25 protein-coding genes and 1 other annotated feature are annotated in these 22653 nt (G+C 42.3%); of the genes, 19 read left to right on the forward strand and 6 right to left on the reverse strand.

The window, feature by feature from the left end; translation table 11 throughout:
• Positions 1-13 precede the first annotated feature (13 nt).
• The 14 genes from WA279_RS02260 to WA279_RS02325 all read left to right on the forward strand — a co-directional run bounded on the left by WA279_RS02260 (position 14) and on the right by WA279_RS02325 (position 13850).
• Positions 14-424 (forward strand): cytidine deaminase, encoded by a 411-nt coding sequence (locus WA279_RS02260; RefSeq protein WP_003230049.1) that lies wholly within the window; start codon positions 14-16, stop codon positions 422-424.
• Positions 405-1310 carry a GTPase Era gene (era, locus tag WA279_RS02265; RefSeq protein WP_003230051.1) on the forward strand — a complete coding sequence of 302 codons (906 nt, stop codon included), beginning with the start codon at positions 405-407 and terminating at the stop codon, positions 1308-1310. The genes WA279_RS02260 and era overlap by 20 nt, the downstream gene beginning before the upstream one ends.
• 147 nt (positions 1311-1457) lie before the next feature.
• The gene (locus tag WA279_RS02270) at positions 1458-1601 is read left to right on the forward strand and encodes a YqzL family protein (protein WP_336154126.1); all 144 of its coding nucleotides are present in this window, start codon (positions 1458-1460) and stop codon (positions 1599-1601) included.
• A gap of 36 nt (positions 1602-1637) precedes the next feature.
• Entirely contained in the window at positions 1638-2405 is a 768-nt protein-coding gene (gene recO / locus WA279_RS02275; RefSeq protein WP_014477369.1) for a DNA repair protein RecO, read from the forward strand.
• Positions 2406-2444: 39 nt separating this feature from the next.
• Positions 2445-2620: a binding site (T-box leader), on the forward strand.
• 82 nt (positions 2621-2702) lie between these two features.
• Positions 2703-3590 (forward strand): glycine--tRNA ligase subunit alpha, encoded by an 888-nt coding sequence (gene glyQ / locus WA279_RS02280; RefSeq protein WP_003226213.1) that lies wholly within the window; start codon positions 2703-2705, stop codon positions 3588-3590.
• Positions 3583-5622 (forward strand): glycine--tRNA ligase subunit beta, encoded by a 2040-nt coding sequence (gene glyS / locus WA279_RS02285; RefSeq protein ID WP_038829712.1) that lies wholly within the window; start codon positions 3583-3585, stop codon positions 5620-5622. The genes glyQ and glyS overlap by 8 nt, the downstream gene beginning before the upstream one ends.
• A gap of 132 nt (positions 5623-5754) precedes the next feature.
• Positions 5755-6393, forward strand: coding sequence for a transcriptional regulator CcpN (ccpN, locus tag WA279_RS02290; protein WP_003237058.1), 639 nt, complete (start codon positions 5755-5757; stop codon positions 6391-6393).
• A 25-nt stretch (positions 6394-6418) separates the two neighbouring features.
• Positions 6419-7231 (forward strand): pyruvate, water dikinase regulatory protein, encoded by an 813-nt coding sequence (locus tag WA279_RS02295; protein ID WP_003230064.1) that lies wholly within the window; start codon positions 6419-6421, stop codon positions 7229-7231.
• Positions 7232-7484: 253 nt separating this feature from the next.
• The gene (locus WA279_RS02300) at positions 7485-7979 is read left to right on the forward strand and encodes a YaiI/YqxD family protein (protein WP_003230065.1); all 495 of its coding nucleotides are present in this window, start codon (positions 7485-7487) and stop codon (positions 7977-7979) included.
• Positions 7980-8012: 33 nt separating this feature from the next.
• Positions 8013-9824 carry a DNA primase gene (gene dnaG, locus WA279_RS02305; protein ID WP_014480290.1) on the forward strand — a complete coding sequence of 604 codons (1812 nt, stop codon included), beginning with the start codon at positions 8013-8015 and terminating at the stop codon, positions 9822-9824.
• Positions 9825-10022: 198 nt separating this feature from the next.
• The gene (rpoD, locus tag WA279_RS02310) at positions 10023-11138 is read left to right on the forward strand and encodes an RNA polymerase sigma factor RpoD (RefSeq protein ID WP_003226225.1); all 1116 of its coding nucleotides are present in this window, start codon (positions 10023-10025) and stop codon (positions 11136-11138) included.
• 328 nt (positions 11139-11466) lie between these two features.
• On the forward strand, positions 11467-11829 hold the full coding sequence (gene cccA, locus WA279_RS02315) for a cytochrome c550 (protein ID WP_003230068.1): 363 nt from the start codon (positions 11467-11469) through the stop codon (positions 11827-11829).
• A 256-nt stretch (positions 11830-12085) separates the two neighbouring features.
• On the forward strand, positions 12086-12736 hold the full coding sequence (trmK, locus tag WA279_RS02320; protein WP_038829713.1) for a tRNA (adenine(22)-N(1))-methyltransferase TrmK: 651 nt from the start codon (positions 12086-12088) through the stop codon (positions 12734-12736).
• On the forward strand, positions 12729-13850 hold the full coding sequence (locus tag WA279_RS02325) for a Nif3-like dinuclear metal center hexameric protein (protein ID WP_038829714.1): 1122 nt from the start codon (positions 12729-12731) through the stop codon (positions 13848-13850). Before trmK ends, WA279_RS02325 begins: the two co-directional genes overlap by 8 nt.
• A 22-nt stretch (positions 13851-13872) precedes the next feature.
• Here WA279_RS02325 and WA279_RS02330 read toward each other — a convergent pair whose 3' ends face one another.
• Both WA279_RS02330 and vrrA read right to left on the reverse strand, forming a co-directional pair.
• Complete coding sequence (locus WA279_RS02330; RefSeq protein ID WP_336154131.1) at positions 13873-14817, reverse strand: 4-hydroxy-3-methylbut-2-enyl diphosphate reductase; 945 nt, start codon at positions 14815-14817, stop codon at positions 13873-13875.
• A gap of 122 nt (positions 14818-14939) precedes the next feature.
• On the reverse strand, positions 14940-15677 hold the full coding sequence (vrrA, locus tag WA279_RS02335; RefSeq protein WP_336154133.1) for a VrrA/YqfQ family protein: 738 nt from the start codon (positions 15675-15677) through the stop codon (positions 14940-14942).
• A gap of 168 nt (positions 15678-15845) precedes the next feature.
• Between vrrA and cshB the strand changes: the two genes are divergently transcribed.
• A complete protein-coding gene (gene cshB / locus WA279_RS02340) occupies positions 15846-17162 on the forward strand; it encodes a DEAD-box ATP-dependent RNA helicase CshB (RefSeq protein WP_015483443.1) in 1317 nt (438 codons plus the stop codon).
• A 9-nt stretch (positions 17163-17171) separates the two neighbouring features.
• Complete coding sequence (locus tag WA279_RS02345) at positions 17172-18065, forward strand: deoxyribonuclease IV (protein ID WP_009967756.1); 894 nt, start codon at positions 17172-17174, stop codon at positions 18063-18065.
• Positions 18066-18091: 26 nt separating this feature from the next.
• Here the strand turns inward: WA279_RS02345 and WA279_RS02350 are convergent, their stop codons facing one another.
• Positions 18092-18346 (reverse strand): DUF2624 domain-containing protein, encoded by a 255-nt coding sequence (locus WA279_RS02350; RefSeq protein ID WP_335388701.1) that lies wholly within the window; start codon positions 18344-18346, stop codon positions 18092-18094.
• A gap of 115 nt (positions 18347-18461) precedes the next feature.
• Here WA279_RS02350 and WA279_RS02355 point away from each other — a divergent pair, with 115 nt between their 5' ends.
• Both WA279_RS02355 and zur read left to right on the forward strand, forming a co-directional pair.
• A complete protein-coding gene (locus WA279_RS02355; RefSeq protein ID WP_003230077.1) occupies positions 18462-19343 on the forward strand; it encodes a YitT family protein in 882 nt (293 codons plus the stop codon).
• A gap of 137 nt (positions 19344-19480) precedes the next feature.
• Positions 19481-19918, forward strand: coding sequence for a zinc uptake transcriptional repressor Zur (zur, locus tag WA279_RS02360; RefSeq protein WP_070547543.1), 438 nt, complete (start codon positions 19481-19483; stop codon positions 19916-19918).
• 42 nt (positions 19919-19960) lie between these two features.
• Here zur and WA279_RS02365 read toward each other — a convergent pair whose 3' ends face one another.
• A complete protein-coding gene (locus WA279_RS02365) occupies positions 19961-20542 on the reverse strand; it encodes a hypothetical protein (protein WP_336154136.1) in 582 nt (193 codons plus the stop codon).
• Between the two features lie 132 nt (positions 20543-20674).
• On the opposite strand from WA279_RS02365, the gene WA279_RS02370 reads away from it, so the two are divergent.
• A complete protein-coding gene (locus WA279_RS02370; RefSeq protein ID WP_336154138.1) occupies positions 20675-21064 on the forward strand; it encodes a DUF308 domain-containing protein in 390 nt (129 codons plus the stop codon).
• A 25-nt stretch (positions 21065-21089) separates the two neighbouring features.
• On the opposite strand, the gene ispG is transcribed toward WA279_RS02370, so the two are convergent.
• Together ispG and WA279_RS02380 are read right to left on the reverse strand one after the other, a co-directional pair.
• Entirely contained in the window at positions 21090-22223 is a 1134-nt protein-coding gene (ispG, locus tag WA279_RS02375; RefSeq protein ID WP_010886567.1) for a flavodoxin-dependent (E)-4-hydroxy-3-methylbut-2-enyl-diphosphate synthase, read from the reverse strand.
• 122 nt (positions 22224-22345) lie between these two features.
• Positions 22346-22645 carry a LysM peptidoglycan-binding domain-containing protein gene (locus tag WA279_RS02380; protein ID WP_014477356.1) on the reverse strand — a complete coding sequence of 100 codons (300 nt, stop codon included), beginning with the start codon at positions 22643-22645 and terminating at the stop codon, positions 22346-22348.
• Positions 22646-22653 lie beyond the last annotated feature (8 nt).

The following is a 22653-nucleotide window of genomic DNA, read 5'->3' on the forward strand; positions in this document are numbered from 1 at the left end:
GAGGAATGTACACATGAACAGACAAGAATTAATAACAGAAGCTTTAAAAGCGCGTGATATGGCATATGCGCCGTATTCCAAATTCCAAGTAGGAGCCGCTCTTCTTACCAAGGATGGAAAAGTGTACAGAGGCTGCAATATTGAGAACGCGGCATACAGCATGTGCAATTGCGCCGAGCGTACCGCTTTATTTAAAGCTGTTTCTGAAGGGGATACAGAGTTTCAGATGCTGGCCGTTGCGGCTGACACCCCTGGACCAGTATCTCCGTGCGGAGCCTGCCGCCAGGTGATTTCTGAGCTTTGCACAAAAGACGTTATTGTCGTACTGACTAATTTACAAGGACAAATAAAAGAAATGACTGTGGAAGAATTATTGCCAGGCGCATTTTCATCGGAGGATTTACATGACGAACGAAAGCTTTAAATCAGGATTTGTATCCATTATTGGAAGACCAAACGTAGGAAAATCTACATTTTTGAACAGAGTCATTGGACAAAAAATCGCGATCATGAGCGATAAGCCCCAAACGACGAGAAACAAGGTGCAAGGAGTACTGACGACAGGCACATCACAAACCATTTTTATTGACACACCAGGGATTCATAAACCTAAGCATAAGCTTGGGGACTTTATGATGAAAGTGGCGCAAAATACATTAAAAGAAGTCGATTTGATCTTGTTTATGATCAATGCTGAGGAAGGCTACGGGAAGGGCGACGAATTCATCATTGAGAAATTGCAGACGATGTCTACGCCTGTATTCTTAATCGTAAACAAAATCGATAAAATTCATCCCGATCAATTGCTTCTGCTAATTGACGAATACCGCAAACGTTATCCTTTTAAGGAAATTGTTCCGATTTCTGCTTTAGAAGGAAATAACATCGAAACCTTGCTCGCTCAGATTGAAGCGTATTTGCCGGAAGGGCCGCAATTCTATCCGAGTGACCAGGTAACTGACCACCCTGAGCGATTTATCATTTCTGAATTAATCAGGGAAAAGGTGCTGCATTTGACGAGAGAAGAAATCCCGCACAGCATTGCGGTGGCCATCGAATCCATCAAAGGGCAGGACAACGGTTCTGTGCACGTAGCGGCAACGATTGTGGTCGAGCGGGATTCTCAGAAAGGCATCGTGATCGGTAAAAAAGGAAGCCTTCTAAAAGAGGTTGGAAAAAGAGCGAGAGCGGATATTGAAGCACTTTTGGGCTCCCGTGTCTACCTTGAATTGTGGGTGAAAGTGCAGAAGGACTGGCGTAATAAAATGTCCCAGCTTCGCGATTTTGGCTTTAAAGAGGACGAATATTAATCTCTAGCTGTGTGTGTCATTATCTCACAGGAACAGGGATACATTAGCAAATTTTGTTTAACATGAAATGGAGGACATCTGGTCAAGATAAAGGTAAGAATTTGGAGTTTAGGTAAGCTAGTTTAACTACAGAAAGGTGGGTTTCTTGTGTTGAATTTTACCTGGAACGTATTTTCTCAAACAGGAAATGTTGATACGTATCTTCTTTTTAAAGAACTGGAAAAAGAGAACATGGAAAGACCCGAAGAACTAGAAGATGAGCTAGCCCGAGTTGATTATCCAATTTTATAAACCTCTTGGCCGCTCCTGCTTGAGGAAGGTGCGGAAATGCTGACAAAATGTGAAGGAATCGTTCTTCGCACAAATGATTACGGAGAGACGAATAAAATCGTAACATTACTGACAAGAGAACACGGAAAAATAGGTGTTATGGCACGAGGCGCCAAAAAACCGAACAGCCGTTTATCAGCAGTCAGCCAGCCCTTTTTGTATGGTTCTTTCTTAATGCAAAAAACATCGGGCCTCGGAACGCTTCAGCAGGGGGAAATGATCCTCAGCATGAGAGGCATCAGGGAAGACTTGTTTTTAACAGCATATGCTGCCTATATTGCTGAGTTAGTCGACAGAGGCACAGAAGAAAAAAAGCCAAATCCTTATTTATTTGAATTCATATTAGAATCATTAAAACAGCTGAATGAAGGAACAGATCCGGATGTTATCACCTTCATTGTTCAAATGAAGATGCTCGGTGTCATGGGCCTGTATCCTGAGCTGAATCATTGTGTACATTGTAAAAGCCAAGACGGAACCTTTCATTTTTCTGTTCGTGATAATGGTTTTATATGCCACCGCTGTTTTGAAAAAGATCCTTACAGGATACCGATTAAACCGCAAACGGCAAGGCTGTTAAGACTCTTTTACTATTTTGATCTGTCGAGGCTCGGCAATGTGTCCTTAAAAGAGGAAACAAAAGCTGAATTAAAGCAAGTGATTGATTTATATTACGAAGAATATTCGGGATTGTATTTAAAATCAAAGCGCTTTTTAGATCAAATGGAAAGCATGAAACATCTTATGGGTGAAAACAAAAGTTGACATTTGGTCCATCTTTTTATATGATCATTTATTATAAAATATGTTGCAGTGAGAGAAAGAAGTACTTGCGTTTACCTCATGAAAGCGACCTTAGGGCGGTGTAAGCTAAGGATGAGCACGCAACGAAAGGCATTCTTGAGCAATTTTAAAAAAAGAGGCTGGGATTTTGTTCTCAGCAACTAGGGTGGAACCGCGGGAGAACTCTCGTCCCTATGTTTGCGGCTGGCAAGCATAGAGACGGGAGTTTTTTGGTTGCTGCCGCAGTCAACTTATGAAAGAAAAGTGGAGGTGCTTGAAATGAATATTCAAGACATGATTCTAACCTTGCAAAAGCATTGGTCCAGTCAGGGCTGTGTGCTTATGCAGGCTTACGATGTAGAAAAAGGAGCCGGCACGATGAGCCCGTATACATTTTTGCGCAGTATCGGCCCTGAGCCGTGGAAAGTGGCTTATGTAGAGCCTTCCAGACGTCCGGCAGACGGCCGCTACGGGGAGAACCCGAACAGACTGTATCAGCATCATCAGTTCCAGGTCATTATTAAACCGTCACCTGATAACATTCAAGAACTGTATTTAGATTCCTTGCGTGCTCTTGGAATTGATCCGCTTGAGCACGATATTCGCTTTGTTGAAGACAACTGGGAGAATCCGTCTTTAGGCTGTGCGGGTCTAGGCTGGGAAGTTTGGCTTGACGGAATGGAAATAACTCAATTTACGTATTTCCAGCAGGTCGGGGGATTAGAGTGTAAACCCGTTTCTGTAGAGATTACGTATGGAATTGAGCGTCTCGCGTCTTATATCCAGGATAAAGAAAACGTGTTTGACTTGGAATGGACGTCAGGGTTTACAGTAAAAGATTTATTCATGATGGCTGAATATGAGCATTCTGTTTATACGTTTGAAACATCAGACGTCGATATGCTGTTCCAATTGTTCAGCACATATGAAAAAGAAGCGATCAAGCAAATGGACAACGGACTTGTTCATCCAGCATATGACTATGTGCTGAAATGCTCGCACACTTTCAACCTGCTTGATGCCAAAGGTGCGATCTCTGTTACCGAGCGGACGGGCTATATCGCAAGAGTGCGGAATTTAGCTAGAAAAGTAGCAAAAACCTATTATGAGGAACGAGAAAAACTAGGGTTCCCAATGCTTAAAGGGGAGGGTTCTTCTCATGAGTAAACAGGATTTACTTTTAGAGATCGGATTAGAGGAAATGCCGGCGCGCTTTTTGAATGAAAGCATGGTTCAGCTTGGCGACAAGCTGACAGGCTGGCTTAAAGAAAAAAATATTACTCACGGTGAAGTGAAACTCTTCAATACACCGAGACGTCTTGCTGTGTTCGTTAAGGATGTCGCAGAAAAGCAGGATGATATAAAAGAAGAAGCAAAAGGGCCTGCGAAAAAAATTGCCCTTGATGCGGACGGGAACTGGACAAAAGCGGCAATCGGCTTTTCAAAAGGCCAAGGCGCGAATGTGGAAGACCTGTACATTAAAGAAGTAAAAGGCATAGAGTATGTATTCGTGCAAAAATTCCAAGCCGGCCAAGAAACGAAGTCGCTTCTGCCGGAACTGAGCGGTTTAATTACAAGCTTGCATTTCCCGAAAAACATGCGCTGGGGAAATGAAGATTTGCGTTATATCCGACCGATCAAATGGATTGTCGCATTATTTGGCCAGGATGTCATTCCATTTTCGATCACAAACGTTGAGTCTGGACGGACAACACAGGGACATCGTTTCCTCGGACATGAAGTGTCAATTGAATCACCTTCAGCTTATGAAGAGCAGCTCAAAGGACAGCATGTTATTGCTGACCCTAGCGTCCGAAAGCAAATGATTCAATCTCAGCTGGAAGCAATGGCTGCTGAAAACAATTGGAGCATTCCAGTTGACGAAGACCTTCTTGATGAAGTGAATCATTTGGTAGAATACCCGACAGCTCTTTACGGTTCATTTGAATCCGAGTTTCTGTCAATTCCTGAAGAAGTGCTTGTCACGACAATGAAAGAGCATCAGCGCTACTTCCCTGTCAAAGACAAAAACGGTGACCTGCTGCCTCACTTTATCACAGTCCGAAACGGCAACAGCCACGCGATTGAAAATGTGGCCCGAGGCAATGAAAAAGTGCTGCGCGCACGTTTATCTGATGCTTCATTCTTCTACAAAGAAGATCAGAAACTAAACATTGATGCAAATGTGAAGAAGCTTGAAAATATCGTTTTCCATGAAGAGCTTGGTTCTCTTGCTGATAAGGTTAGAAGAGTCACATCAATCGCAGAGAAACTTGCCGTTCGTCTTCAGGCTGATGAAGATACATTAAAACATGTGAAGCGGGCTGCTGAAATTTCTAAATTCGACCTTGTGACGCATATGATATATGAATTCCCTGAACTTCAAGGAATTATGGGCGAAAAGTATGCGAGAATGCTTGGCGAAGATGAAGCTGTGGCGGCGGCAGTTAATGAACATTATATGCCTAGATCAGCGGGCGGAGAAACGCCTTCTACTTTCACCGGAGCTGTTGTAGCAATGGCGGATAAGCTTGACACAATCGCTTCATTCTTCTCTATCGGCGTAATTCCGACCGGTTCCCAGGACCCTTACGGACTGCGCCGCCAAGCAAGCGGTATTGTTGCGATTCTTCTTGACCGCAACTGGGGAATTTCATTTGAAGAGCTGCTTACTTTCGTTCAAACCGATAAAGAAAATGAACTGCTGGATTTCTTCACTCAGCGCTTGAAATATGTCTTGAATGCTGAACAAATCAGACATGATGTCATTGACGCCGTGCTGGAAAGCTCTGAGCTTGAGCCGTACTCTGCGCTGCATAAAGCACAAGTACTGGAGCAAAAGCTTGGTGCACCTGGCTTTAAGGAAACAGCCGAAGCGTTAGGCCGAGTGATCTCTATCAGCAAAAAAGGAGTCCGCGGAGACATTCAGCCTGATCTGTTTGAAAATGAATACGAAGCAAAACTGTTTGATGCCTACCAAACAGCGAAGCAAAATCTGCAGGAAAACTTCAGCAAAAAAGATTATGAGGCGGCGCTTGCTTCACTTGCAGCCTTAAAAGAACCGATCGATGCTTACTTCGATCATACAATGGTTATAGCGGATAATGAGTCATTAAAGGCAAATCGTTTAGCGCAAATGGTAAGCTTGGCGGATGAGATCAAGTCCTTTGCGAATATGAATGCCCTTATTGTAAAATAAAGAGAGAAAAGGCGGTTGCTGTGTGATCGGTAATCGTCTTTTCCCCATTTATAAGTTTTTTGTTTGATTACAAGATATTTACGTTATAATATGGATTATTATTTCTTTACATAGCTATGAAGTGAAAAGGTGGTGAGTACGATCGAACTAAATAAACGGCAAGAACATATTTTGCAGATTGTAAAAGAAAACGGGCCGATTACAGGGGAGCATATTGCAGAAAAGCTGAACCTAACCAGGGCGACATTGCGCCCGGATTTAGCCATACTCACCATGTCAGGATTCCTCGAGGCGCGCCCGAGAGTCGGTTATTTCTATACGGGAAAAACCGGCACGCAGCTTTTGGCGGATAAACTCAAAAAGCTTCAGGTGAAAGACTTTCAATCTATCCCCGTAGTGATTCACGAAAACGTTTCTGTGTACGATGCGATTTGCACCATGTTTTTAGAAGATGTAGGTACTCTGTTTGTGGTGGACCGCGATGCTGTTTTAGTCGGGGTGCTTTCACGAAAAGACTTGCTCAGAGCGAGCATTGGCCAGCAGGAGCTTACATCGGTCCCTGTTCACATCATCATGACAAGGATGCCGAACATTACGGTGTGCAGACGCGAGGATTATGTGATGGACATTGCAAAGCACTTAATAGAAAAACAAATTGATGCACTGCCTGTCATCAAAGACACCGATAAAGGCTTTGAAGTGATCGGCAGAGTGACAAAAACAAATATGACCAAAATACTTGTCAGTTTATCTGAAAATGAAATCCTATAAGATTGCAAACTAACGGGGGGATAATATGAATAACCGCATCATCTATGTTGTATCGGATTCCGTCGGTGAAACGGCTGAATTGGTAGTAAAAGCAGCACTCAGCCAATTTAACGGATCAGCGGATGATACTCATGTAAGAAGAATTCCTTATGTTGAAGATATAGGCACTATCAATGAAGTAATTTCACTTGCAAAGGCAGACGGCGGCATTATCTGTTTTACACTCGTGGTGCCGGAAATCAGAGAATATTTGATAGCCGAAGCGGAAAAAGCAAATGTTTTATATTATGATATTATCGGCCCGTTGATTGATAAAATGGAAACAGCCTACGGTTTAACAGCGAAATACGAACCGGGGCGGGTGCGCCAGCTTGATGAAGATTATTTCAAAAAAGTGGAGGCCATCGAGTTTGCAGTTAAATACGATGATGGACGTGATCCAAGAGGAATTTTAAAAGCTGATATCGTTTTGATCGGCGTGTCAAGAACGTCTAAAACACCGCTGTCTCAATATCTCGCACACAAACGCCTGAAGGTTGCCAATGTTCCGATTGTACCGGAGGTTGATCCGCCGGAAGAACTCTTTAACGTTGATCCGAAAAAATGCATCGGTTTAAAGATTAGCCCTGATAAACTGAATCATATCAGAAAAGAACGTTTAAAATCACTCGGGCTTAATGATAAAGCGATTTATGCAAATATCAACAGAATCAAAGAGGAACTCGAGTATTTCGAAAAGATTGTGGATCGGATCGGCTGCCAAGTTGTTGATGTTTCAAATAAAGCGGTTGAGGAAACAGCAAATATTATCCATCATCTCAAAACAAAAAACATATAACTCAGGACGCTCTATCCTGGGTTTTTGGCTGTGCCAAAAGGGAATAATGAAAAACAATAGCATCTTTGTGAAGTTTGTATTATAATAAAAAATTGTGATAAAATGATTAATTTTAGGTTTAAGGATCGTGTGATACGAATAAACTATTATGGGTAAGATGTCAAGAATTTCTCCCGGAAATTTTTCGACAAATTCATATACATCCACAATAATAAAGGATGTGCGATTTTGCTTGCTTTTATGCAGGAGTTTAATGGAGGGATGGAGAATTACTCTTCTTAATGAACAAGAAAAGACGATTTTTGTCGATGCTGATGCTTGTCCGGTAAAAGATGAAATTTTACAAACAGCATCCGAGTATGAAGTTCAAGTTCTTTTTGTCGCTTCATTTGAACATTATCAGCTTTCCAGAAGCAATGAAGAAAAATGGAAGTATGTTGATCCTCATAAAGAAGCTGCTGATTTATATATCGCAAATCACGTGAAACCGGGAGATATTGTTGTGACGCAGGACATCGGATTAGCATCTCTGCTGTTGAACAGAAATGTCTCCGTTATGTCGGAAAGAGGTCGTCTTTACAAAGAAGACACGATTGATTTTGCTCTAGAGGGCCGTCATTTTTCCGGCAAACAAAGAAGAAAAGGCGTATATGCCAAAGGGCCTAAAAAATTGAATAAAGAAGATCGAGAACGATTTATTACACTGCTGCAAAAAATCCTGTCGAACGATGAAGGGATTTTGCACTAAAGCATCGAATAATGTACGACGGAGTGTTATAAGATGGGAAATCGGATACCAGATGAAATTGTGGATCAGGTGCAAAAGTCGGCAGATATCGTTGAAGTCATAGGTGATTATGTTCAATTAAAGAAGCAAGGCCGAAACTACTTTGGACTCTGTCCTTTTCATGGAGAAAGCACACCTTCGTTTTCCGTATCGCCCGACAAACAGATTTTTCATTGCTTTGGCTGCGGAGCGGGCGGCAATGTTTTCTCTTTTTTAAGGCAGATGGAAGGCTACTCATTTGCCGAGTCGGTTTCTCACCTTGCTGACAAATACCAAATTGATTTTCCAGATGATATAACAGTCCATTCCGGAGCCCGGCCAGAGTCTTCTGGAGAACAAAAAATGGCTGAGGCACATGAGCTCCTGAAGAAATTTTACCATCATTTGTTAATAAATACAAAAGAAGGTCAAGAGGCACTGGATTATCTGCTTTCTAGGGGCTTTACGAAAGAGCTGATTGATGAATTTCAGATTGGCTATGCTCTTGATTCTTGGGACTTTATCACGAAATTCCTTGTAAAGAGGGGATTTAGTGAGGCGCAAATGGAAAAAGCGGGTCTCCTGATCAGACGCGAAGACGGAAGCGGATATTTCGACCGGTTCAGAAACCGTGTCATGTTTCCGATCCATGATCATCACGGGGCTGTTGTTGCTTTCTCAGGCAGGGCTCTTGGCAGCCAGCAGCCTAAGTATATGAACAGTCCTGAAACCCCGCTCTTTCATAAAAGTAAACTGCTTTACAATTTTTATAAGGCCCGCCTTCATATCAGAAAGCAGGAAAGAGCAGTCTTATTTGAAGGGTTTGCTGATGTCATATCGGCTGTAAGCTCGGGTGTAAAAGAAAGCATAGCCACGATGGGAACGTCTCTTACAGATGATCATGTCAAGATCCTGAGAAGAAACGTCGAAGAAATCATTCTTTGCTATGACTCTGATAAAGCCGGTTATGAAGCCACCTTAAAAGCTTCGGAGCTTCTGCAAAAAAAAGGCTGCAAAGTCAGAGTTGCAATGATTCCTGACGGATTGGACCCTGATGATTACATCAAAAAATTCGGCGGGGAAAAATTTAAAAACGACATTATTGACGCCAGTGTCACCGTAATGGCGTTCAAAATGCAATATTTCCGAAAAGGAAAGAACCTGTCCGATGAAGGCGACCGCCTGGCTTACATTAAAGACGTACTGAAAGAAATCAGCACGCTTTCAGGGTCTCTAGAGCAGGAAGTCTATGTAAAGCAGCTTGCTTCAGAGTTTTCGCTTTCACAGGAGTCTTTAACTGAGCAGCTGTCTGTTTTCAGCAAGCAAAACAAACCTGCTGACAATAGCGGTGAAACAAAAACGCGGCGAGCGCATCTGACGACAAAAGCAAGGCAAAAACGTTTGCGTCCGGCGTATGAAAATGCAGAAAGGCTGTTACTCGCTCATATGCTTCGAGATCGGAGCGTCATCAAAAAAGTGATTGACCGGGTAGGGTTTCAATTTAATATTGATGAGCACCGGGCATTAGCCGCCTATCTTTATGCTTTTTATGAAGAGGGAGCCGAGCTGACGCCTCAGCATCTGATGGCCAGGGTGACGGATGATCATATAAGTCAGCTCTTGTCTGATATATTAATGCTTCAGGTTAATCAAGAGCTTAGCGAAGCCGAGTTATCAGATTATGTAAAAAAAGTGTTGAATCAAAGAAATTGGTCAATGATAAAAGAAAAAGAGGCGGAAAGAGCTGAAGCCGAAAGGCAAAAAGATTTTTTAAGAGCTGCTTCTCTGGCTCAAGAAATCGTTACATTGAACCGATCTTTAAAATAACTGGAGAACTGATGAGGAGCATGTATTGGCAATGATTCCTTGCGGAGGAGCAAATAGATCGCTTAACCTCATCATGAATTGTCATTTCATTATTCGCACATTGTTAAAGGCAGTTCACATAGAAAACGCCTGAATGGACCGAATAAGAATCATACCGCTTATAGAATTCGTTGCAAGCTTTGGAAGGAGGGATCCATAATGGCTGATAAACAAACCCACGAGACAGAATTAACATTCGACCAAGTAAAAGAGCAATTAACAGAGTCTGGTAAAAAACGTGGCGTTTTGACATATGAAGAAATTGCTGAGCGTATGTCCAGCTTTGAAATTGAATCAGACCAAATGGATGAGTATTATGAATTTTTAGGTGAACAAGGTGTTGAATTAATTAGTGAGAATGAAGAAACAGAAGATCCTAATATTCAGCAGCTTGCCAAAGCCGAAGAAGAATTTGACCTTAATGACCTAAGTGTACCGCCTGGCGTTAAAATCAATGACCCAGTTCGTATGTATTTAAAGGAAATCGGTCGGGTTAACCTTCTTTCTGCAAAAGAAGAAATCGCCTACGCTCAAAAGATTGAAGAAGGTGACGAAGAATCTAAACGCAGATTGGCTGAAGCGAACCTGCGGCTTGTTGTCAGTATCGCAAAACGTTATGTCGGACGCGGTATGCTGTTCCTTGATCTGATCCAGGAAGGAAACATGGGCCTGATGAAAGCCGTTGAAAAATTTGATTATCGCAAAGGTTATAAATTCAGTACGTATGCTACGTGGTGGATCAGACAGGCGATTACACGCGCCATTGCCGATCAGGCGAGAACGATCCGGATTCCCGTTCATATGGTTGAAACCATTAATAAATTAATCCGTGTGCAGCGTCAATTACTGCAAGACTTAGGCAGAGAACCAACACCTGAAGAAATTGCGGAAGATATGGATTTAACGCCTGAAAAAGTACGCGAAATCTTAAAGATTGCTCAAGAGCCGGTATCTCTGGAAACACCGATCGGTGAAGAGGATGACTCGCACCTTGGTGATTTCATTGAAGACCAAGAAGCAACTTCACCTTCTGACCACGCCGCATACGAGCTATTGAAAGAGCAGCTGGAAGATGTGCTTGATACGTTAACTGATCGTGAAGAAAATGTATTGCGTCTTCGATTCGGTCTTGATGATGGGCGTACAAGAACATTAGAAGAGGTCGGCAAAGTATTTGGAGTAACGAGAGAGCGTATTCGACAAATCGAAGCCAAAGCGTTGCGGAAACTAAGACATCCTAGCAGAAGTAAACGTTTGAAAGATTTCCTCGAATAAGATGGAACGGGTCTTGAAGATCCGTTCTTCTTTTTTTAAAAAGATATATGGATAATATGCCTTTATTTTACTGAAAAATGATGTCATTTGCAAATGAACATTGTGGTGAAAAATTTCAAAATCTAATTCCATATTTTCTATTGTAAGCGTATACAATACATTATACAATAGAATAAAAAGGATATTAGAGATTTAGGCATGTTTCTATTCAATTTTGTATAAAGTGTGAATAAAAAACTTTTGTATAGCAATCCATTTACTTTTTGTAAAAATAAGTTAGAATTAGAAGTGTTTACATAGGGGGAAGGATCAAAAAGGGGGAAGGGAAATGAAATGGAACCCGCTTATTCCATTTTTGCTGATCGCTGTTTTAGGAATTGGTCTAACTTTCTTTTTATCAGTAAAAGGACTTGATGACTCTCGGGAGATTGCGAGCGGAGGAGAAAGCAAATCTGCTGAAAAGAAAGATGCAAACGCTTCACCAGAAGAAATTTACAAGGCAAACTGCATCGCATGCCACGGTGAAAATTATGAAGGTGTTTCGGGTCCTAGCTTAAAAGGTGTAGGGGATAAGAAAGATGTCGCTGAAATTAAAACAAAGATCGAAAAAGGCGGTAATGGAATGCCTTCCGGTCTTGTTCCGGCCGATAAGCTGGATGATATGGCAGAGTGGGTGTCAAAAATTAAATAAAAGAACCATTTTTCTCTTTATACATTCACAGGCCGCCGAGATGTTCTCGACAGCCTTTTATTTTTGACTGCCGCGTGCAGACCCGCATCAAAAGAAATAATTTCAAAATCATTTGCTTCAGCTTGGATTCCGGGCTGATTTTTTATATGATAGTAAAGGAAAAAATGATTGAGAAAAGTTGTGATGACAAGTGAACGAATTAAAATTATCTAAACGATTGCAAACAGTAGCGGAGTACATACCGAATGGAGCGGTGATGGCCGATATCGGCTCTGATCACGCATACCTTCCTTGTTATGCGGTGCTGAATCATAAAGCCAGCGGAGCGATTGCCGGAGAAATAACAGACGGCCCGTTTTTGTCTGCAAAGCGGCAGGTTGAAAAATCAGGCTTAAACTCGCACATTTCTGTAAGGCAGGGAGACGGACTGGAAGTGATTAAAAAAGGTGAAGCTGATGCCATTACGATTGCCGGAATGGGCGGGGCTTTGATCGCTCACATTTTAGAAGCGGGCAAAGACAAATTAACGGGGAAGGAACGGCTCATTTTACAGCCGAATATTCATGCTGTTCATATCAGGGAGTGGCTTTATAAAGAAGGATATGCGCTGATAGATGAGGTAATCCTTGAAGAGGACGGAAAGTGCTATGAGGTGCTGGTAGCAGAAGAGGGAGACAGGGATGCGGCTTATGACGGTATTTCTTTATCAGCCGGGATGCTCGTCGGTCCTTTCTTGGCAAAAGAAAAAAATGCTGTCTTTTTGAAAAAGTGGACACAAGAGCTTCAGCACACTCAAAGCATCTATGAACAGATCAGCCAAGCGGCAGATACAGAGCAAAACAAACAAAAATTAAAGGAGCTCGCCGATCGAATGGAGCTGTTAAAGGAGGTAATCGATCATGGCTAAAAGTGTAAATGGGCAGCAGATCATCCAGCTGTTTGAACAATTTTCCCCGAAAGCCTATGCGGTTGAAGGAGATAAAATCGGCCTGCAAATCGGCACTTTAAACAAACCAATTAAAAATGTGATGGTTACACTTGATGTGTTAGAGAGCGTTATCGATGAAGCGATTGAAAAAGAGGTTGACTTGATTATTGCACACCATCCTCCTATTTTCCGGCCGCTAAAGCATATTTCAACAGATCAGCCTGCCGGAAGGTTAATTGAAAAGTGTTTGAAGCATGATATTGCTGTTTATGCAGCTCATACAAATTTAGACGTTGCGGACGGCGGCGTGAATGATTTGCTTGCTGAAGCATTAGAGCTGAGTGAGACGGAAGTGCTGGCACCTACTTATACGGATCCTCTGAAAAAGCTGGCAGTTTACGTGCCGAAGGAATATGAAGAGCAGGTCAGAGCCGCGCTCGGAAATGCGGGGGCCGGCCATATCGGTGAATACAGCCATTGCGCGTTTTCATCTGAAGGAATCGGCAGCTTTAAGCCATTAGACGGAGCTAAGCCTTTTATCGGTGAAGTGGGAGAGCTTGAGCTTGTTCATGAAGTAAGGCTTGAGACTGTATTTCCTAAAAGCGTCGAAAAGGCTGTTATCAATGCAATGATAAAAAGCCATCCATATGAAGAAGTTGCTTACGATATCTATCCTGTCGAACAGACTCCCGCCGAAAAAGGGCTCGGCCGTGTCGGAACCCTTAAAAATGAGATGACGCTCAAGGAATTCGCTTTATTTGTGAAAGACAAGCTTGACGTCAATGGTGTCAGAATGGTGGGAGATGCTGACAGCATGGTGAAAAAGGTAGCTGTTCTTGGTGGAGATGGAAACAAGTATATTCATCATGCAAAACGAAAGGGAGCCGATGTTTACGTCACAGGGGATTTATACTTCCATGTGGCCCATGATGCGATGATGCTTGGCCTAAATGTGGTTGATCCGGGACACTATGCGGAAAAAATCATGAAAGAAGGCGTCACGAGAAAACTGACATCAATGTGTAATGATAAAAAGTTTGACGTGAATATCTTTGTTTCTGAAACAGATACAAATCCATTTACATTTCTATAAAAAAACTGAGGCTTTTACAGCCTCAGTTTTTTGCTTTTACTTTTGGAAGTATTTTTTTGAGCGGTATAATATGTTCAGTTGTCCAAGTTGATGGATCTTCGTGATCAAACTGCTCCAAAAAGCGAATGACTTCTTTTGTGATCGGCGTCGGTGTTGAAGCTCCCGCTGTAACTGCAACGGTATTAACGCCTTTCAGCCATTCGAGCTTCAATTCGCTTAAGTCGCCGATCCGGTATGCTTTTGTCCCGGCTATTTCCTCTGACACTTGAGCAAGCCTATTTGAGTTGTTGCTTTTCGGGTCTCCGACAACGATTGTTAAGTCCGCTTTTTTTGCCTGCTCTGATACAGCTTCCTGCCGCACTTGAGTAGCGAGGCAAATCTCTTGGTGATATTCGACATGAGGATATTTTTCTTTGACAAGCTCCATAATGTCGTGGACATCCCATTGAGACATTGTTGTTTGATTCGTCACGATTAACTTCTCTGCTTGGATATCAAGGTTCTTTACATCTTCTTCTGTTTCAACTAAGTGAACGATCTCTGGCGCTACGCCAACGGCTCCCTCAGGCTCTGGATGCCCTTTTTTGCCGATATAGATTACGTGATATCCTTTTTCTTTCATCTCTAAGATTAGATTATGAGTTTTCGTCACATCCGGACATGTAGCATCAATTGCGACTAACCCTTTTTCTTCTGCGATTCTTCTGACTTCGGGAGAAACACCGTGCGCAGTGAAAATGACAGTTCCTTTGTCAACCTGCTTTAAGATGTCCAGACGGTTAGAGCCGTCCAATGTAAAAATCCCTTCCTCTTCAAACGCATCAGTGACGTGTTTATTATGAACAATCATCCCGAGTATATAGATGGGTCTTGGCAAGCTTTTATCTAGTGACGCATTTTTGGCAATGACCATAGCATCAACAACACCATAGCAATAGCCGCGCGGTGAAATTTTAATTACGTCCATTTTCGGTTGTCCTCCAATACTGAAGTGAGTAAAGGCAATATAAAAAGCCGTAATCAAACGGCTCTATTCTTGCATTCTTCTGATCTCATTATAGCCAATCTCACTTCAGATATCAAAGAATGTTAAATATATAATCTCGGTTTTGAACTGCCTGATGTTCTTTTCGGAGCAGGAGAGGCAACTTCCTTTTTCATCGGGGCAGATGTTTTTGATTCTTGTTCTTTATTGTCAGTTGTTTTAGATTTTTTTGGGAGAGAAGAACTTTTTGGTTTTGATTTTTTGTTCCCATCTGAGGTTTTTGTTTCAGTCTCTTTTTCTGATGATTCTTCTGAAACGGATTGTTTTTCACTTTCCTCATTGGCCTCTGTCTCAGTATCATCACTTTTACTTAATTGGCTGTACAGCTTCATCATTGCTGGCAGATTGCGGACTAATGGGCCGTACTGCTGGATCATAGGGGTGACTTGCTGCGCCATGCCGAGTACCTTTTGCACATTTCCAAGCATACTGGATAATGATGCAGGATTGGCGATATTTTGAATGCCTTGCAGGCCAGCACCTCCGCTCGCTGCTGCACCTGCTCCTGGAACTCCAGGAACTCCGGCGCTGCCAGCGCCTCCTCCGCCGGTTAGGAACCTTGACAGCATTCCTTTTAAGCCTCCGCCTGCACCTGCACCATTTCTTGCTCCGGCATTTGCCTGAGGAAGAAATTGTCCGGCTTGCTGAAAACCTTGCTGCTGTGCTCCAAATGAAGGTCCTCGCATATTAGGCGGTCTTCTGCCCATCATTCGCTGATTTGGCATGGGGCGGAGCGGTCCGGGCTGTGGGTAATTTCTCATTGGCTGCTGCGGTGAAAACATACTTGTACCTCCTTTCAGCTCTCTCTGCTATTAGAATATGCATGGGCTGCGGTATTTGCTTTACATAACTGAATAAAACAAACGCCTTGCAAACGTGGTGTTTTTAAGCAAAATCGGTTATAATGTGATGATGGACACATAATGTGCCGCTTTAAGGAGCTGGGAAAAATGAAAGAAACGAAATTTGAACTTTATGAATTGAAACCATTTATTATAGATGCAGTACATCGCCTTGGTTTTTACGAACCGACTGATATCCAGAAAAGGCTGATTCCTGCAGTGTTAAAAAAAGAAAGCGTCATCGGCCAGTCTCAGACGGGTACTGGAAAGACTCACGCTTATTTACTGCCTTTATTAAACAAAATCGATCCTGCTAAGGATGTCGTTCAGGTAGTCATTACGGCTCCGACAAGAGAGCTAGCCAACCAGATTTATCAGGAAGCGCTTAAAATCACGCAGGGTGAGGAAGGCAGTCAGATTCGCTCGAAATGTTTTATCGGAGGCACTGATAAACAAAAATCAATTGATAAATTGAAAATACAGCCGCATCTTGTTGTGGGTACACCCGGACGGATTGCTGACTTAATCAAAGAACAGGCGTTAAGTGTTCATAAAGCGGAATCTCTTGTTATTGATGAAGCGGATTTAATGCTGGACATGGGATTCCTTGCAGATGTAGATTACATCGGTTCCCGCATGCCTGAGGATCTGCAAATGCTTGTGTTCTCAGCGACCATACCGGAAAAGCTGAAACCATTTTTGAAGAAATACATGGAAAATCCGAAATACGCCCATGTGGAGCCAAAACAGGTGACTGCTGCGAAAATAGAGCATATCCTCATTCCTTCGAAACATCGTGACAAGGACAAGCTCCTTTTTGACATCATGTCGCATCTGAATCCATACCTGGGGATTGTGTTTGCCAACACGAAAAATACGGCTGACCATATTGCCCAGTATCTGACTGGCAAAGGCATGAAAATCGGCTTGCTGCACGGCGGATTAACACCACGTGAGCGGAAAAAAGTCATGAAGCAGATCAATGATTTGGAATTCACATATGTCATTGCAACTGACCTTGCCGCAAGAGGTATTGATATTAAAGGTGTCAGCCATGTTATCAACTATGAGCTGCCGGATGATCTCGATTTCTATGTTCACCGTGTGGGCAGAACGGCTCGTGCCGGCTCATCAGGACAAGCGATGACCATTTATGAGCTTACTGATGAGGATGCATTAGTAAGACTTGAAAAAATGGGCATCGAATTTGATTACTTAGAGCTTGAAAAGGGCGAATGGAAAAAAGGCGATGACCGTCAGCGCCGCAAAAAGCGTAAAAAAACGCCGAATGAAGCGGATGAAATTGCTCATCGTCTCGTGAAAAAGCCGAAGAAGGTTAAGCCTGGGTATAAAAAGAAAATGAGCTATGAGATGGAGAAAATCAAGAAAAAACAGAGAAGAAACCAATCTAAGAAAAGAAAGTAGGGGAACCTGTTGTTGAGAATAGGCTCACACGTCTCTATGAGCGGAAAACATATGCTTCTGGCTGCAAGCCAGGAAGCAGTCTCTTATGGGGCGAATACGTTTATGATCTATACAGGCGCACCGCAAAATACGCGCCGAAAGAAAATTGAAGACTTAAATATAGAAGCAGGCCGGGCACATATGCAAGAAAACGGCATTGACGAGATTATCGTACACGCGCCTTATATTATTAATATTGGCAACACGACAAATCCGTCCACTTTTGAGCTGGGTGTTGATTTTCTTCGTTCAGAAATTGAACGGACAGCGGCCATCGGAGCGAAGCAAATTGTCCTTCATCCTGGGGCTCACGTAGGGGCAGGAGCTGAAGCCGGCATCAAAAAAATTATTGAAGGCTTAAATGAAGTGATTGATCCGAATCAAAATGTCCAGATTGCATTAGAAACAATGGCTGGAAAAGGATCAGAATGCGGCAGAAGCTTTGAGGAGCTTGCACAGATTATCGAAGGCGTTACACACAATGAGCAGCTGTCAGTGTGCTTTGACACGTGCCATACACATGATGCCGGGTATAACATTGTCGAAGACTTTGACGGAGTGCTAAATGAGTTCGATAAAATCATTGGCATTGACCGTATTAAAGTGCTTCATATCAATGACAGCAAAAATGTCAAAGGTGCGAGAAAAGACCGCCATGAAAATATTGGCTTTGGTGAAATAGGTTTTGACGCACTGCAATATGTTGTTCACCATGAGCAGTTAAAAGACATTCCAAAAATTCTTGAAACACCATACGTCGGTGAAGATAAAAAGAACAAAAAACCGCCATACCGTTTTGAGATTGAAATGCTGAAAGAAAAACAATTTGATGATACATTGCTCGAAAAGATTTTACAGCAATAAAAAATGGGGGATAACACCCCCATTTTTTAGCTTGTAAATTGTTTGAATAGTTCATTAACTGTTTGAGCTGTTTCTTTCGATGTAATCGTCTCTACTTGTTTCAGCAGCCGCATTCGTTCACTCTCATTAAAGATGTTTACATTTTTCCCGTATAACAGGTTCGCTACTTCAACGGCCTGCGATCTTGTTAAACTGATTCCGTATTGTTTTGAGTACTTCATCAAATCATCAGCAGTAGCCTGATTAAGCCGCTGTAAAATAATTCTTTGAAATAAAATCATCGGTCATTCCACCTCCAGACTTAATGTATGGGCAAATCAGTAAAATGTGTCAGTGTTTAATGGTAAAATAGATTTATAATGTATTTAAAATAGTTATTGCAGGAAAGGAGATTTTATGACCCCAACAAAACAACATAAGAAAGAAACATTTACCCATTTTATTTTCAGGGTCTTTATGATTCTGGTAGGAGCTGCATCTGCGGCTGTAAGTATTGAATTATTTTTAATCCCCAATGATTTTATTGATGGCGGGATTATCGGTGTATCACTTATTTTAGACCACCTCTTTATGTCAAACCCCTTTCTGAATTTCGCTTTTTTCGTTGTCATATTAAATATTCCTTTTATGATCTTCGGATATAAATATATCGGTAAGACCTTTCTAGTCTCTACATTTATAGGGATTGTCGGGCTTGCCGTTATTGAATCCTCACTTCACCATGTAGAAGCCATTACAACCCAGCCTATTTTGGCTACTGTGTTCGGAGGTCTTTTACTCGGCTTTGGCGTCGGGCTTGTTATTCGAAACGGAGGTTCAATGGATGGTACAGAAATTCTCGGTATTTTGCTGACCAAAAAACTCCCGTTTTCAGTAGGTGAGTTCGTTATGTTCATCAATGTGTTCATTTTCATTTGGGCAGTTTTTGTGTTCGGTCCTGAGCAAGCGATGTACTCTTTCATGACTTATTATATTGCGATGAAAACGATTGATGCCGTGATCCAAGGGCTTGATGAAACAAAAGCTGTCATTATTGTGTCTGAGCAGTATGATGAGATTTCCGACGCGATTTTGCACCGTCTCGGTCGGGGCACAACGAAGCTGAAGGGGAAAGGCGGGTATACGGACGAAGAAAAAGACGTAATTTACGCGGTTGTCACAAGGCTGGAAGTGACAAAGCTCAAATCGATCGTGTTTGAAGTTGATCAAAATGCATTCATAACAATTATGAATACTCATGAAACGAGAGGCGGAAAATTCAAAAACGCAATCCACTAGGCTTTCATTTACTTTTATTCATTTTATGGGTATAATTTTATCTGCAGTAAAGAAAATGGCTTGCTGGACAGACAGCTGCCATTTTCTTTTTCATACATGTGATACGTTCTTAAGCAAAGCGAAAAGGGGGACCCTTCATGAACGTACAAGAAGCGTTGAACCTATTAAAAGAAAACGGATATAAATATACAAACAAACGGGAGGATATGCTGCAGCTTTTTGCTGATTCAGACAGATATCTTACCGCTAAAAACGTACTGTCTGCACTGAATAATGATTATCCAGGCTTAAGCTTTGATACAATCTACAGAAATCTTTCTTTATATGAAGAACTTGGGATTTTGGAAACAACTGAGCTGTCCGGTGAAAAGCTTTTCCGATTTAAGTGTTCATTCACCCATCACCACCATCATTTTATTTGTCTTGCCTGCGGCAAAACAAAGGAAATTGAATCATGTCCGATGGACAAGCTTTGTGATGATTTGGATGGCTATCAGGTCAGCGGACATAAATTTGAGATTTACGGCACATGCCCTGATTGTACAGCGGAAAACCAAGACAACACTACTGCGTAAAATGCGTATATATGAAAAAGGGGCCCGGTTTGGGCTCCTTTTTCAGTTATTGACGCGTATTATGTGATGCTTGTTGTTGTTCATCCATTGAACGGCTTCTAGCCAGTTGTTTACTCTGATGATGTTTGAATCAATCGGAAGCTGATTATAAGGGGAATTGAACAAAATCACCGGTATCCCGGCTTCTTTCGCAATCATCATGGCGTTGCCGTGATGATCCTCAAAAAACAGGTCGATGTTATGATTCTTGACCGCTTCAACTTTGTGATGACCGCCAACGAGTTCGATGTGGTCATAATGAATGTTTTGTCTGTCAAACCATTCATAGGTAATATCAGTTAAATGAGTCCGTCTCGCTGTAATATAAATAAGCTTGTGCTCCTCTTTGAGAAGATCAAGTGACTGTTTCGCATGCTGTGCAAGCAATGCTTCCTTATATATGATCGCTTCATTTTGATTCATCCAATCCCAAAATTCTTCCTGGGTAATGTTTAACAGCTTTGTTAAATCATAATCCGTCATATCGTTTAATGAAATGGAAAGATTAAACGAACGGTTCAAATAAGGGACGAATGTATCCTGAGCCGTGATTGTGCCGTCAATATCTATTCCTAAGCGTAACATGCCCACACTCCTTCAGTTTCATCCCTTCAAGTGTAACATAAACAATTGACATTAACAGAAAAGTTTAGCAAACATGAATCAGACAAAATGGATCAAACTATAAAAGCTCCTTTAATAAAACAGAAGGGGGAATTGAAGGTGGCAAACGATTACGAAAAGCGTGATAACAACAGTTACTATGTTGATCATGGATCTGAAGGGACAAATATTACCCGCGACAATGACGGTTTTTTTGAGGAAACAGCTGCTGAAATTGCAGAGCCTTATCGTGCTGCTGACCGCAGCAATGACCAAGACAATGATCGCAGCGGCGGCAATGTCAATGAAGGACGGGGAATAGGGTACATCGCTTTAGCCTTGTCCATCATTTCATTGTTTGTACTGCCTGTTTTATTGGGAGCTGCCGGTATTATTGTCGGCTATATCGCAAGAAGAAGAGGTGCTCAAGGCATTGGAGCCTGGGCAATGGGTATCGGTGTCGTTTCATTAGTGCTTGGAATATTTATTATTCCATTTTTCTAACACAAAAAAGCTTGACGGGTTCCCGTCAAGCTTTTTGTGTTTCTTCTTTTAATTTTGCTTTTTCAGCTTCAAGTTTTGCGTAGTGTTCCTCAGCAAGAATGTCAATTTCTTTTTTGAGTTCTTCTACCATCGTTTCCTCTGGAACCTTACGGACAATTTTCCCTTTCCGGAACAGCAGTCCTTCACCGCGTGCGCCGGCGATTCCGATATCAGCTTCTCTCGCTTCACCAGGTCCGTTTACAGCGCAGCCGAGAACAGCAACTTTAATCGGCGCTTTTATCTTAGAAATATACTCTTCCACTTCATTGGCAATGCTGATTAGATCAATCTCAATACGGCCGCAAGTCGGACATGAGATGAGCGTGGCAGCATTGGAGGCTAAGCCGAAAGATTTCAGAAGCTCCCTTGCTACTTTTACCTCTTCTACAGGGTCTGCGCTTAGTGAAATGCGCATGGTGTTCCCGATGCCTTTGCTTAAAATGGCGCCGAGTCCTGCTGCGCTCTTTACTGTGCCGGCAAACAGCGTTCCTGACTCGGTGATCCCGAGGTGAAGCGGGTAGTCAAACGCTTTCGCCGCTTTTTCATAAGCCTCGATTGCAAGGTTCACGTCAGAGGCCTTCATGCTGACAATAATATCGTGAAAATCAAGATCCTCAAGAATTTTAATGTGATGAAGTGCGCTTTCTACCATTCCATCGGCAGTCGGATAACCGTATTTTTCTAAAATGCGTTTTTCCAATGAACCGGCGTTTACTCCGATTCTGATCGGAATGCCTTTGTCTTTGGCCGCTTTAACAACCGCTTCAACTTTTTCGCGTCGGCCGATGTTGCCGGGGTTGATTCGGATTTTATCTGCGCCGCCTTCAATGGCTTTCAACGCAAGTTTATAATCGAAATGTATGTCAACAACGAGAGGAATGGAAATGCGCTTTTTAATATCCGCAATGGCGTTTGCTGCCCGTTCATCCGGACATGCTACCCGAACGATTTGGCATCCGGCTTCAGCCAAACGGTTAATTTCCGCAACCGTTGCTTCTACATCATGTGTTTTTGTTGTTGTCATGCTTTGGATGACAACTTCATTGTTGCCGCCTATTGTTAAAGGTCCCACTTTGACGGGACGCGTTTTTGTACGATGTGTGATTTCACTCACTTGCAATCGCTCCTTAATTGTAGTTGCCGCTTCTAGATATAACAATTCTAGTATGGTTTATGTGAATTTATTTTACAAATTACATTGTAACAGTGTCTTCGCCGAACTGACAAGAAATTAACGTTAAATTAAGGGTAGACCGGGAATTTATACGCTGTTCCCGCTTGAATGGCATTGGCTTTCACATTTGGATTCAGTGCTTCAAAATCTTTTACAATGTCATCCGGAGAACCTGCTGATCCGACTATCGACATAACCGTATCACCCGGCTTTACCTTCACCGTTTTATATGCCGGTTCTTGTGCAGCCGTTTTTGCTGATGCTTCATAGACAGGGAGGTCCTGAATGGGGATGGTTCCAATTTTAAGGTCATAAAAAAGAATAAAAAGTATAAAAACAATGCTGCATACTAAGGTGAGACGCTTCATCGCTTTTC

It is taken from the genome of Bacillus sp. 204(2023), from assembly GCF_037027505.1.
Lineage (GTDB): Bacteria > Bacillota > Bacilli > Bacillales > Bacillaceae > Bacillus > Bacillus subtilis.